At 38.1% G+C, this 13,020-nt stretch carries 13 protein-coding genes; 5 read left to right on the forward strand and 8 right to left on the reverse strand.

Annotated elements, in window-relative coordinates:
* Positions 1–2 precede the first annotated feature (2 nt).
* The 4 genes from J5F42_RS06880 to J5F42_RS06895 all read left to right on the forward strand — a co-directional run bounded on the left by J5F42_RS06880 (position 3) and on the right by J5F42_RS06895 (position 3,588).
* Positions 3–572, forward strand: a complete 570-nt coding sequence (locus J5F42_RS06880; protein ID WP_000721761.1) for a restriction endonuclease — start codon at positions 3–5, stop codon at positions 570–572.
* A gap of 132 nt (positions 573–704) precedes the next feature.
* Positions 705–1,850, forward strand: a complete 1,146-nt coding sequence (locus J5F42_RS06885; protein WP_097699444.1) for an ATP/GTP phosphatase — start codon at positions 705–707, stop codon at positions 1,848–1,850.
* Positions 1,843–2,535 (forward strand): DUF3226 domain-containing protein, encoded by a 693-nt coding sequence (locus tag J5F42_RS06890; protein WP_283491280.1) that lies wholly within the window; start codon positions 1,843–1,845, stop codon positions 2,533–2,535. The genes J5F42_RS06885 and J5F42_RS06890 overlap by 8 nt, the downstream gene beginning before the upstream one ends.
* A gap of 57 nt (positions 2,536–2,592) precedes the next feature.
* On the forward strand, positions 2,593–3,588 hold the full coding sequence (locus tag J5F42_RS06895) for a HoxN/HupN/NixA family nickel/cobalt transporter (RefSeq protein ID WP_077655321.1): 996 nt from the start codon (positions 2,593–2,595) through the stop codon (positions 3,586–3,588).
* A gap of 3 nt (positions 3,589–3,591) precedes the next feature.
* On the opposite strand, the gene J5F42_RS06900 is transcribed toward J5F42_RS06895, so the two are convergent.
* Positions 3,592–4,107: a flagellar FLiS export co-chaperone gene (locus tag J5F42_RS06900; RefSeq protein ID WP_097699378.1), complete on the reverse strand. Its 516-nt coding sequence runs from the start codon at positions 4,105–4,107 to the stop codon at positions 3,592–3,594.
* 135 nt (positions 4,108–4,242) lie between these two features.
* Here J5F42_RS06900 and csd4 point away from each other — a divergent pair, with 135 nt between their 5' ends.
* Positions 4,243–5,559, forward strand: a complete 1,317-nt coding sequence (gene csd4, locus J5F42_RS06905; protein WP_097699379.1) for a DL-carboxypeptidase Csd4 — start codon at positions 4,243–4,245, stop codon at positions 5,557–5,559.
* Between the two features lie 645 nt (positions 5,560–6,204).
* On the opposite strand, the gene copP is transcribed toward csd4, so the two are convergent.
* The 7 genes from copP to J5F42_RS06945 are packed head-to-tail and all read right to left on the reverse strand — an operon-like array spanning position 6,205 to position 12,859.
* On the reverse strand, positions 6,205–6,405 hold the full coding sequence (gene copP, locus J5F42_RS06915; RefSeq protein ID WP_000869064.1) for a copper-binding metallochaperone CopP: 201 nt from the start codon (positions 6,403–6,405) through the stop codon (positions 6,205–6,207).
* On the reverse strand, positions 6,406–8,631 hold the full coding sequence (gene copA, locus J5F42_RS06920) for a copper-translocating P-type ATPase CopA (RefSeq protein ID WP_097699380.1): 2,226 nt from the start codon (positions 8,629–8,631) through the stop codon (positions 6,406–6,408). It lies immediately after the preceding gene.
* Positions 8,628–9,341 carry a CDP-diacylglycerol--serine O-phosphatidyltransferase gene (gene pssA, locus J5F42_RS06925; RefSeq protein WP_001122219.1) on the reverse strand — a complete coding sequence of 238 codons (714 nt, stop codon included), beginning with the start codon at positions 9,339–9,341 and terminating at the stop codon, positions 8,628–8,630. The genes copA and pssA overlap by 4 nt, the downstream gene beginning before the upstream one ends.
* Positions 9,331–9,585: a hypothetical protein gene (locus J5F42_RS06930; protein ID WP_097699381.1), complete on the reverse strand. Its 255-nt coding sequence runs from the start codon at positions 9,583–9,585 to the stop codon at positions 9,331–9,333. The genes pssA and J5F42_RS06930 overlap by 11 nt, the downstream gene beginning before the upstream one ends.
* A gap of 2 nt (positions 9,586–9,587) precedes the next feature.
* Positions 9,588–11,486, reverse strand: a complete 1,899-nt coding sequence (gene ftsH, locus J5F42_RS06935) for an ATP-dependent zinc metalloprotease FtsH (protein WP_187915131.1) — start codon at positions 11,484–11,486, stop codon at positions 9,588–9,590.
* Between the two features lie 8 nt (positions 11,487–11,494).
* On the reverse strand, positions 11,495–12,484 hold the full coding sequence (prmA, locus tag J5F42_RS06940) for a 50S ribosomal protein L11 methyltransferase (protein ID WP_283491281.1): 990 nt from the start codon (positions 12,482–12,484) through the stop codon (positions 11,495–11,497).
* Complete coding sequence (locus tag J5F42_RS06945) at positions 12,485–12,859, reverse strand: chemotaxis response regulator CheY (RefSeq protein WP_000772151.1); 375 nt, start codon at positions 12,857–12,859, stop codon at positions 12,485–12,487. It abuts the gene before it with no gap.
* Positions 12,860–13,020: the final 161 nt, after the last annotated feature.

Consider the following 13,020-nt stretch of genomic DNA (forward strand, 5'->3'; position numbering starts at 1 on the left):
GCATGAAAAAGATTTTATTTTTTATTTTTGTTGTTTTGTTTTCGGTAGGGATTTATTTAACTTGGCATGTTTTATTGGAAAAAGCCCTAGAATTGAAATTAGTAACCTCGGCTAACGATTTGCTTTTAAAATTGTTGGCAATTCTTGGCGTTTTTTCCATGTTAGTGCTTTTTCAAGGCGTTATCTCTTCGTATAAGAAGCGCCAACTCAAACGCATTTTGCAAAAAATAGACGCCATGAACGGCTTTGAATTTGAAGAATATTCCAAAATCTTTTTCACTTCAAAGGGTTTTGAAGTTACAATCACTCAAAAAAGCGGCGATTATGGAGCGGATTTGATTATAGAAAAAGACGGCGTCAAATGGGCGGTTCAAGCCAAACGCTACTCGCACAAAGTTTCGCCCAAAGCCATTCAAGAGGTGGTCTCTTCTAAAGCTTACTACGCTTGCGAAAAAGCCTGCGTGATCACTAACAGCTACTTCACGCAAGCGGCTCAAAAACTGGCTCAAGCTAATGAAGTGCTTTTGATTGATAGAGACGAATGGATCAAATTTTTGGGTGGGAAAAACTAATCCAAATAGGATAATTTATATAATGTTTTTATTTTTATGATTTCTTATTTATTTCCTATTAAATTTTTTCGTAATCGCATGCGTTATAATATGAAAATTTAGCATCAATTTTTGTTTGGATAAAGGGGTTCGATGATTCAATCTGTTCGCATTAAAAATTTTAAGACTTTTAAGGACACTCAAATTGATGGTTTTACCAAACTTAATATTATCACCGGCCAAAACAATGCGGGCAAATCCAATTTGTTAGAAGCGTTGTATTATTTGGTAGGTAAATCCATGCACCCATGCACTAATGTATTAGAAATTTATGACAATATACGCAAAGAGCCTTTAACATCAGAATCAAAAAGCTTAATGTTTTATGGTTTAGACACTAAGGAAGAAATACAAATTGTTACAACTTTAGACAACAATCAGACCTTGGACTTGCAAATAAAATTCATAGCCAGTGAAAACCAAAAGGTAATAGAGTCGCAAATAATACCTACAGCAGAACAAACTCAAATGCTCTCTCAGCTTAATTTCACTCTTAAAAAAAATAATGAAGAAATCTATAACGATCATTTAAATATTGCTAAAGTTCCTAATTTCCCACCAATTCCTAATCAGTCAGGCTACAACAGGCAATTTAAGAATTTTGATCCTAATCAATTGCAAAAACTTTTACCCTTTGAAAGCGCTACCATAATACCTAGCGATGTTGTTTACAGGCAAGCTCATATGATTCAAGCGGTGAGTAAAATTTGCAGTAACAACCAATTAGAAGAAGAATTAAATAAACATCTTAATCAATTTGATAACAATATCCAATCTATTAGCTTTAACACCAACAACCAACTCAAATTAAAAGTGAAAAATATCAAAGAAAAAGTCCCACTATCTGTATTTGGCGATGGTTTGAAGAAATATTTGCATATTGTAAGTGTTTTTATGGTTGATAACGCAAAAACGATTTATATTGATGAAGTAGAGAATGGCTTACACTTTTCTCGCATGAAATTATTATTAAGGTGTGTTATTGATTTTATCAACGACAACAAAGATGGTAATTTGCAAGTGTTTATGACCACCCACAGCCAAGAATTTATAGAAATTCTAGATCAAGTTATCAGAGAAAAGGATTTTGTGCATCAAACTAAGTTGTTTTGCTTGGAACAATACGATGATTTAATCGTTGCAGAGCCTTATTATGGAGAAAATTTATCTCTTTATTTCAAGAATGGTGCCAATCTTTTTGGAGGTAAAGAAAGGTTTAAGGAAAATAACTATGAGTAAAAAGACACTCATTTATACAGAAGGAAAAAATGATAAAATTTTTCTAAGTTGGTGTCTTGATGTTTGGAAAAATGAAGATCATTTTGATCAAGCTCATTTTGATATAATCCATGTAGGAGGTAAAAATAAAATATTCTCAGATGAATTTTGTGAAAGAATTGAGAATATTTTAAAGAATGAAAACCAAGAATATGGACAAGTGTGCATTATTTTTGATGCAGACATAAAAGAAGAGAACCAAGAACGCGATGCAGGTTTTGATAACAAGCTTAAGCATATTCGTAAAGAATTCAAAGAAAAAGGGATTGATTTTCCAAAAGAACAAATCTTTTTATTCCCTAACAATCAAGATGATGGCGATTTAGAAACCCTATTATTAGAAATTGCTAAACACGATGAATTTCTTAAATGCTTTGAAGGATACTTAGAATGCATTAAAAGTAAAGAATATTATAAACCGATTAAGAACATAAGAAAAAGTAAGTGGCATGCCTATTTAGAAGCACTTGGATTAGAGAATTTAGATATTTTTGATAGTAAAGGTAAAATAAAGGAAAAATACAAAGAAGAATATGAAAAACTAAAAGAAGCGATTGATTTTAACTCAAAATCTCTCATTCCCCTTAAAAATTTTCTAGGGCAATTCGCAGAAAATAATCAAAAAACAAATTTTAAGATTTTCTAATTTAACAAAATATATTACAATTATCTAAAAAATATTATTTTTACAAAAAGGCACGTTGTGAAATTGTGGTTTCCTTATTTTTTAGCGATTGTGTTCTTGCATGCATTGGGTTTGGCGTTACTTTTTATGGCTAATAACGCTTCGTTTTATGCGGCGGCGTCTATGGCTTACATGCTAGGGGCAAAGCATGCGTTTGATGCGGATCACATCGCTTGCATAGACAACACCATTAGAAAGCTCACCCAACAAGGCAAAAACGCCTATGGTGTGGGGTTTTACTTTTCTATGGGGCATTCAAGCGTGGTGATTTTAATGACCATCATCAGCGCGTTTGCGATCGCTTGGGCCAAAGAGCATACGCCGATGCTAGAAGAAATAGGGGGGGTAGTGGGGACTTTAGTTTCTGGGCTTTTCTTGCTCATTATAGGGCTATTGAATGCGATTATTTTAATAGATCTATTAAAAATCTTCAAAAAATCGCATTCTAACGAAAGCTTGAGCCAGCAACAAAATGAAGAGATTGAACGGCTTTTAACGAGTAGGGGCTTACTTAATCGCTTTTTTAAGCCTTTGTTTAATTTCATCTCCAAGTCGTGGCACATTTATCCTGTGGGTTTTCTTTTTGGGCTAGGCTTTGATACCGCTAGTGAAATCGCACTTTTAGCCCTTTCTAGCAGTGCGATTAAAGTGAGTGTGGTGGGCATGCTCTCTTTACCCATTCTTTTTGCCGCTGGCATGAGTTTGTTTGACACATTAGATGGGGCGTTCATGCTCAAGGCGTATGATTGGGCGTTCAAAACCCCTTTAAGGAAAATCTACTACAACATCTCCATCACCGCTTTAAGCGTGTTTATCGCGCTTTTTATCGGGTTGATTGAGCTTTTTCAAGTCGTTAGCGAGAAACTCCATTTAAAATTTGAAAACCGCCTTTTAAGTGCCCTACAAAGCCTGGAATTTACAGACTTGGGCTATTACTTGGTGGGCTTATTCGTAATAGCGTTTTTAGGCTCATTCTTTTTATGGAAAATCAAATTTTCTAAATTAGAGGGCTAGATTTTAAGTCCTCAAGTTATCGCTCAACAAATCTTTAGGGCTTTTATTTGAAAAACTTGGCATGAAAGCTTTAGGGTTTGAAAGGCTTTCACTCAAATAACCTAATAATTCCTTAATTTCGTTTAATTTTTCTCCCAAATAAGCTTGAAACTCGCTTACATTTTCCAATAAATCCAAAGGATTATCCACAATCATGGAAAAAACTTCATCATGGATTGCAATGTTGAGTTGGGTGTCAAACAAAGGGGAGGCTAAAAACTGGCAATTTTCTACAATTTCTCGCAATTCTTGTTTGATGATAGAAGTTTGCAAAGCGTCTTTATCTTCTAAACCCATGCTCTTATTGAAAAGCTTTTTGCAAGCGATTTGCAAGACTTGCAACGCCCCAACGCTCTCGTTTATATTTTTCATGTCCCTACTGAATTTGGCGATTTGTTGGGATTTTTCTATCGCATTGGTTTTAAAATCGCTTGTTTCAACATCGCCCAAATGCTTTTGAAGAGTTTTTAAAATATCCATAAAAAACCTTTTAAATAGAATTAATCATTCACAAGCATTTTTCGTTCCTTTTTTATGGAAACTTTAAAAAACCCCCTTAAAAAGGTTTTTAGGTATAATTAGCGATCTTTTAGTTTCAAATAGTAGAGAGATGGGATGAAAAAAATATGGCTTTTAGTGTGGGGCTTGTATTCTTTGGTGTTTTTGCATGCGATAGAGATGATAGAAAAAGCCCCTACAAATGTAGAGGATAGGGACAAAGCCCCCCATTTGTTGCTTTTAGCAGGGATTCAAGGCGATGAGCCTGGAGGGTTTAATGCAACTAATTTGTTTTTAATGCATTATAGCGTTTTAAAAGGCTTGGTGGAAGTGGTTCCGGTATTGAATAAGCCTTCCATGTTAAGAAACCATAGGGGCTTGTATGGGGATATGAACCGCAAATTTGCCGCTTTAGACAAGAATGACCCTGAATACCCCACTATCCAAGAAATCAAATCCTTGATTGCAAAACCCAGCGTGGATGCCGTCTTGCATTTGCATGATGGCGGTGGGTATTATCGCCCTATTTATATTGATGCGACGCTCAATCCTAAGCGTTGGGGGAATTGCTTTATTATTGATCAAGATGAAGTTAAAGGGGCGAAATTCCCTAATTTGCTTGCTTTTGCAAACAATACGATTGAGAGCATCAACGCCCATTTATTGCACCCCATTGAGGAGTATCATTTAAAAAACACGCACACCGCACAAGGCGATACAGAAATGCAAAAAGCCCTAACTTTTTATGCGATCAACCAAAAAAAGAGCGCTTTTGCCAATGAAGCCAGCAAAGAACTCCCTTTGGCATCAAGGGTGTTTTATCATTTGCAAGCCATTGAAGGCTTACTCAATCAGCTCAATATCCCTTTTAAGCGCGATTTTGAGCTTAACCCTAACAGCGTGCATGCCCTAATCAATGATAAAAGCTTGTGGGCAAAAATCAGCTCTCTGCCTAAAATGCCCCTTTTTAATTTACGCCCTAAACTCAATCATTTCCCTTTGCCCCACAACACTAAAATCCCACAAATCCCCATAGAGAGCAACGCTTACATTGTGGGGCTAGTCAAAAATAAGCAAGAAGTGTTTTTAAAATACGGCAACAAGCTCATGACACGATTATCGCCCTTTTACATAGAGTTTGATCCTTCTTTAGAAGAAGTGAAAATGCAAATTGACAATAAGGATCAAATGGTTAAAATAGGGAGCGTGGTTGAAGTGAAAGAGAGTTTTTATATCCATGCTATGGATAATATCCGCGCGAATGTGATTGGCTTTAGCGTTTCTAATGAGAGTAAGCCTAATGAAATGGGCTATACGATTAGATTTAAAGATTTTCAAAAACGCTTTTCACTAGATAAGCAAGAAAGGATCTATCGCATAGAATTTTACAAAAATGATGCGTTTAGCGGGATGATCTTGGTGAAATTTGTGTAGGGATGGATAAACCTTACCAAAAGAGCTCATAGCATTTTAAGGCAACGCCTGATAAAATATGATAATCGCAAATAAAGGATAGTGATGCCAGATATTAGAAATCTTTATTTATCATTACCTAACTTAACAGAGAGGCTAAGCAAAACAAGCAATAGACTCTACACCATGCATTCATCTTGTTCTTTTTCAGCAAGGGGGCATCGTATTTTAGAAAGAATGCATGAGATAATCCAAAAGGGTCCAAAAGGGTATGGATGGCTTAATACAGCGACTAGACAATGACTTAAAGGATGATTGCTCTCGTATTCTTGTCCCTATTGAATGCATACAAGGCTTATGCCTTGTTGGCAACATGAAACCTGATTGATCTATGCGTATTGTTTGTTAAAATCTCTGAACTGATTCGTTCGCAATGCAGAAGCAATCTGTCTCGTAATTCCCTTTTTTTTATTAGTGGTGTAATTAGCAGCTTGAACAGGCAGATTCGTTTGTATCAAAAATGGAAATGAGAAAAGGAAAATGCGATAATTTTTTTCTCTTATTGTTATGATAAATCACCATTAAAGGGCGTAAAAACACCCAAACAAAGCATTCAAAGACAACAACCCTTTTGAACGTTGCGGTCTTTAAACTACTACCTCTATATCACACCACTTCTTGCCCCGCATCTAATAAGGCTTCTTTAATCAAATCCTGTGTCGCTGGAGCGTCAAACTCTACAACCACGCTCTTTTTTTCCACGCTCGCATCAATAAAGCTCACGCCTTCAATTTCGCCCACAAATTTTTCAATTTTATCCACGCAATGGTCGCAAGTAATGCTTGGCACTTGAAAAGTAACTTTCATTCAATGATCCTTAATTTTAAAATTCCTTAGCCTTTGGGAGTTTAAAACCACACTCACAGAGCTTAAACTCATCGCTAAACCCGCAATCGCCGGGCTTAACATGATATTAGCCTTATAAAGAACCCCACAAGCTAAAGGGATAAACACGCTATTATAACAAAAAGCCCAAAACAAATTTTCTTTGATATTTTTAATGGTCGCCTGGCTTAATTTAATCGCGCTATAAACCGATTTAATGTCGTTGTTAAAGCTCACAATATCCGCTGCTTGCACGCTCACATCGCTCCCTTTAGCCATCACCACCGCCACATCGCTCATAGCAAGGCTAGGGGCGTCATTCAAGCCATCGCCTACCATCATCACGATCTGCCCTTTTTCCTTAAGCTCTTTGATCTTATTGAGCTTGTCTTGTGGTTTGGCGTTGCTGATATAACCATCAATCCCTAATTCAAGTGTGCATTTTTGGACATTCTCTCTATTGTCCCCGCTTAAAAGAAAAGTGTTAATGCCTAATTTTTTGATTTGAGCGATATGCTCTTTCACGCCTTTTTTGGGCAAATCTTCTAAAACAAACGCCCCTAAAAGCTCGTCTTCTTTTTCATTAATCATTCTACCCACAAACACTAAAATCCCGTTTTCTTTAATTTCTAGTGCGTTAATAGGGTTAAAAAACTCGCCATTGCCTACTTTAATGATCTCTTTAGTGCCTTGATAATCTGTTTTAGCGCTGATGCCAAAACCCGTTTTCACTTTAACTCCGCTCATTTCTTTTAAGGGAGCGTTATGCTCTTTGGCGTATTCTACAATCCCTTTAGCAATGACATGCTCGCTGCTCTTTTCAATACTGCCCGCCAAACTCAATAACTCTAATAATTCTATGTTAGAATGAACGCTTTTAACGACAGGTTTTCCGTTAGTGAGCGTGCCGGTTTTATCAAAAACGATCGTATTGACTAGCCTTGCTTTTTCTAAACTTTTAGCGTCTTTAAAAAATAAGCCTAAAGAACTCGCTTTCTGGTTCGCTACTAAAATACTCATAGGTGTAGCCAGCCCTAAAGCGCAAGGGCAAGAAATCACTAAAACCGATACAAACACTTCTAAAGCGATCCCAAAATTCCACCAAAAATCAGGCTTAGGCGCAATGATGAGCCACACCACAAACGCTAAAACAGCGATAGCGATCACGCTTGGCACAAACACGCTTGAAACCTTATCCGCTAAGCGAGAAATCTCTGCCTTTGAGCTTTGAGCGTTATGGATCATTTCTACAATTTGAGACAAGGTGCTGTTTTTGTTATTTTGCGTGGCTTTCATTAAAAAACTCGTGTGGCTATTGAGCGTCCCTGAAAAGACTTTATCGCCGACTTTTTTATAAACGGGCAACGCTTCACCGCTTAACATGCTCTCATCTAATTCCCCTTCGCCTTCTATGATTTCGCCATCCACCGCAATCGCGCTTCCAGGGAGGACTTTTAGAATATCCCCCACCACAATGCTATCCACTAAAACTTCAATCTGTTGGTTATTTTGCATTTTAAGGGCGGTTTTTGGGGCGTTTTTCATCAAAGCTTGCATGGCATCTAAGGCTTTGTCTTTAGAAACATTTTCAATGCGTTTGCCCACCATCACAAACATTAAAATCACGCACACGCTTTCAAAATAATAATGCCCATAAGACCACTGGCTTGTATAAACGAAATACAATTGCCACAGGCTTGAAATTAAAGCAGCGCTTGTGCCTATGGCGATAAGGCTACTCATGTTAGGCTGTCTGTGCCATAAGGCTTTAAACCCTTGAATGTAAAAATCCCTCCCCCAATGCATGACAATGAGCGCGCCTATAAGCTGTAAGCAAGCGTTTAAAAAATTACTATGGTTGTTAATCGTAAGCAAGCTTTCAGGTAAAAGGCTAGGACTAAGCATCGCCCCCATAGAAAGATACACCACAAAAAGCGTGAAAATAACCGCCAACGCTAATTTAACATTAGGGCTAAAAAATTCTTTTTTTTCTTCTGCTAGAGTTTTTTTAGGGCTATAGCCTAGCTTTTCAATGAGTTTAAAAATCTCGTCTAAATTGGTTTCGTTTTCGTTAAATTCAATGTTAGCGCTCTTATTTAAAAGGCTCACTTCTATTTTTTTTACAAAACTCTTACGCCCTAAAGAGCGTTCAATCCCGCTAGAACATGCCGTGCAAGTCATTCCCTCTATGTAAAAAGATTCTTTCATGCGCTTTTATTTTTATTAAAAATAATTTTTACCATTAAAAAGAGCCACCGAATGATGCCATAAATCAAATACAGCCCCATAAACACGCTTAAAGCTTCTAAAGGGCGCACAAACACTAACGATAAAAAAATCAACACTAAGATGAAAAGCTTGAGATTCCATTTGACTTTTTTAAAATTAGGGTAGCGGATATTGCTCACCATAAGCACCCCCAACAAGACAATAAAGCTTAAAAATAACTTTTCGGTATTGCCTTCTAAGAAATGGTATTTGTTATCCAATAACACACAAAGCACCACCAATACCGCCGCCGCAGGAATGGGGATACCGATGAAAGAATAGGGGTCGCTTGTGTTGGTGCTGATATTGAATCGCGCTAATCGTATCGCTCCAAAAATCACAAACAACGCGCTCACCGCCATGCCTATGCGCCCAAAGTTATACCCCACATAAAAGTAAGTGATTAAGCTTGGGGCCACTCCAAAAGCGACCACATCAGCCAGAGAGTCAAATTCAATACCAAACTTGCTAGTGGTGTTGGTAAGCCTTGCGACACGCCCATCAAGCCCGTCTAAAATAAGGCTCGCTACCACTAACCAACACGCCATGACAAATTGATAACTGGAAGCGTAAAAAATACTCATCATGCCTAAAAAAATACTGCTAGCGGTGAAAAGATTAGGGAAAAGATAGAGAGGGTTAATAGGCATTAGAAACTCTTTTTAACTTGGCTTTTAGAATGGGAATAAAAACGATTTTAAAATCCATTATGGGAATAAAAATCTCACAAGCGTTAAAAAACCTACAAGAAAAGAGCGTTAGAGCGAACGCTTTATAACGCTGTTGATAAGCATGAATTTTTAGAAAACAGAATTTAAAAAAAGGCTTTAAGCAAACAGAATGTTTATAATAGGGCTTTAAACCCTTATCAAAAATCTGTTTGCAAGATCGCACTTTTAACTCGCTTGCTCTTCTAAAGGGATCAAACGGCTTTCTAAATTGTTGGCGGCTTCGTATTCGCTGATGATTTCACGCACCCTTTCGCCTGTAATGACTTCTTTGTCAAACAATTCTTTGACCATGATTTCAATCGCCTCTCTATAGTCGCTTAAGGTTTGTTTGACATGCTGATAGCGCTCTTCTAGTAGGTTTTTAATGAAAAGATCCATTTCTTCTGCGGTCTTTTCGCTAAATTCCCTACTGCTTCCATAACCGCCTCCTAAAAAGGCGTTCCGTTGCTTTTCTAACACCATAAGCCCACTGACACTGCTCATGCCGTAGTAACTCACCATGCCTTTAATAATATCAGTCGCTCTTTCTAAATCGTTGCTCGCACCGGTAGAAATTTCTTCCAAAAAGACTTCTTCAGCCGCCCTCCCGCCTAAAAGCACATCAATTTCAGCGATGAGTTCGTGTTTTTGCATCAAGTATTTGTTTTCTTCAGGCGTGTTAAGGGTGTAGCCTAAAGCCGCCATGCCCCTTGGAATGATAGAGACTTTATTCACCCTAGCGCTCCCTTTAGTCATTTCAGAAATCACGGCATGCCCGCTTTCATGGTAGGCGACGATTTTCTTTTCTTTAGGGCTGATGCGCCTGCTTTTCTTTTCTAACCCTGCAATCCCTCTTTCAACCGCTTCTTTTAAATGCTGTTGCCTGACTTCTTTTTGGTTGTTTCTTCCTGCTAAAAGCGCGGCTTCATTGATGATATTCGCTAAATCCGCCCCAGCAAGGCCTGCAGTGAGCTTAGCGACTTCTTGCAAATTCACATCATTAGCGAGTTTCACGCCCTTAATATGCACTTTTAAGATTTCCACCCTGCCATTAAAATCAGGCTTATCCACTAAAACCTGCCTGTCAAAGCGCCCTGGACGCATTAAGGCCGGGTCTAAGATTTCAGGGCGGTTCGTTGCAGCTAAGACAATCACAGGCGCGTTTTCGCTCCCAAAACCATCCATTTCGGCTAAGAGCTGGTTTAAGGTTTGCTCTCTTTCATCATTCCCGCTCACCACGCCTCCAGCCGCTCGGCTTTTACCTATGGCATCAATTTCATCAATAAAAATGATGCTAGGGGCTTGTTTTTTAGCGGTTTCAAATAAATCCCTAACCCTGCTTGCCCCTAAGCCCACAAACATTTCAATGAAACTGCTCCCTCCCATAGAGAAAAACGGCACATGCGCTTCGCCGGCCACCGCTTTTGCTAAAAGGGTTTTACCCGTTCCTGGAGGCCCTACTAACAGCACGCCTTTAGGGATTTTAGCCCCTAAGTTGGCGTATCGTTCAGGGTATTTTAAGAAATCTACGATTTCTACCACCTCTTCTTTGGCTTCTTCATTGCCCGCCATGTCATTAAAACGCACATTAGGTTTTTCAGCGTTAATGAGTTTTTTCGCACTCCCCATGCCAAAAATACCCCCACCCATATTTTTTTGCATGCGGTTTGCCATAAACATCCATAGCCCTAAAATCACTAAAATAGGCATGAGCCACCCTAACATGTCCGTAAAAAAGTTAGACTCGCTAAAACCAGAATAATTGATTTTTTTCTCGTCTAACAAAGGCACTAAGGTCAAATCAGGCACTCGTTTAGCGATATAAATCACACGATTGTTGCCCTCTTTATGGCTGGCTTTGATCAAAGTTTGACCGATGCTCACATTTTCCACTTCATTATTGCTGATGAGCTGTTTGATTTCATGGTAGCTCACATTTTTAGTGCTAGAAGCTAAGAAATTGTCCGAAAAACTGCCATCAGAATTGAAAGAGCGCAGAAAAAAAATGAGTAAAATCCCTCCAAGAACCGCAAGGATAATGGGACTTTGAAAAAAAGGTTTTTTAGGTTCGTTCGTTGGTTTCATTATAATCCTTAATTTATTGGTTGTTTTTTAAGCAATTTTAGAGCGACCCATTCGTTACGCTTTCGTTGCTCTAAAACCTCAAATCCATTATAATAGATCTGTAAAACAGAGTTTAAATGGGTTTCTAAAATCCCTGACAAAATAAGAGTGTGGTTACAAAGCCGCACAAATTCACTATACAAACTCTTAATCACATCAGCGACAAGGTTCGCCACAATAATATCAAAACGCCCTTCAATTTTTTGCGTAGAGCCATAAATGACCTTATCTTGCACTAATAGGGGTGTTTGATTCAGGCTAAAATTTTTTAGGGTTTCTTCAACGGCTAAACTATCCGTATCGCAAGCTACTAAAGCACTAACGCCTTGTTTTTTTAGGGCGATACTTAAAATCCCGCTCCCACAGCCCACATCTAAAGCGTTTTTGCGTTTTAAATCAAGGTTAGAGAGCAATTCCAAACACATAGAAGTGCTTTCATGATGGCCTGATCCAAAGGCCAAAGCCGGATCAATCATTATGCTATCATCTGTAGCGATATGGCTTGGTTTTTGATGCCAGCTAGGGTGTATGTAAAATTTGGCGCATTGCACCGGTAAAATAGCTTGTTTGTAGGCTTCTAGCCAGTCTTTTGAAGCCAAATTGCGTGAAAGATAGAAAAAATCAAACTCACTTTGCAGGTTTTGTTTTAAATTCAAACAAAACGCTTTTAATGCTGGAATGAGCGAGTGATTCAAATCCTTTTCAGAGCGTAAAATAACGAAATTTTTGAGGTGTGGGGGTTTTTCTTTTAAATCTTTCTTTAGGGGGTCATGAGTGGCGAAATAATGCCAATTGGATTGGCTTATAAACTCAATGGTTTCTTCATCATCAAACGCTTTTAAATTGTCTAAGCTTGATTCTTCTAAGGCTAGACGCGTGGTGTCTAAAAGAAAGCCCTCAAAAAGCTCTCGCTCCTTAGGGAAGATAAAGAAAAACTCATAGTACATTGATTCTAACACTCAATCGTTCGTCCCTAAAACAACCTCTAATTTTTCTTTCAAAACTTGGGGGGTAAAAGGTTTCACAATGTAGTTATTCACGCCCGCTTTCAAAGCCGTAATGACCTCGGCCTTACCGCCCTCTGTGGTGATCATGATAATAGGGATTTCTTTAAAACGGCTATCAGAGCGCACCTTTTTAACGAGATCCAAGCCGTTCATTTCAGGCATGTTCCAATCTGTGATAAGCACCTTAGTGTCCGCATTAGCGTCCAGTTTCTCCCAAGCTTCCACCCCATGCTCAGCTTCTAAAACATCTTCATAGCCTAAGCGTGAAAGTGTATTTTTAATAATTCTTCTCATAGTTGAGCTATCATCTACTACTAGTAGTTTCAAAGCGCTTCTCCTTTTAAGATTGCATTTAAATTAGATTCTTTTAAACAGCCAAAGCGTCTCTAACGCCTTATAATAATAAATCGTTCCAAATAATAGCATGTTTTGATTAAAATTACCTTGACTAACATTAATCATTGGCTGAGATGGAGCGTTCAATGAGC

The sequence above is a fragment of the Helicobacter pylori genome (assembly GCF_030062585.1).
In the GTDB taxonomy this organism is placed as follows: domain Bacteria; phylum Campylobacterota; class Campylobacteria; order Campylobacterales; family Helicobacteraceae; genus Helicobacter; species Helicobacter pylori_CN.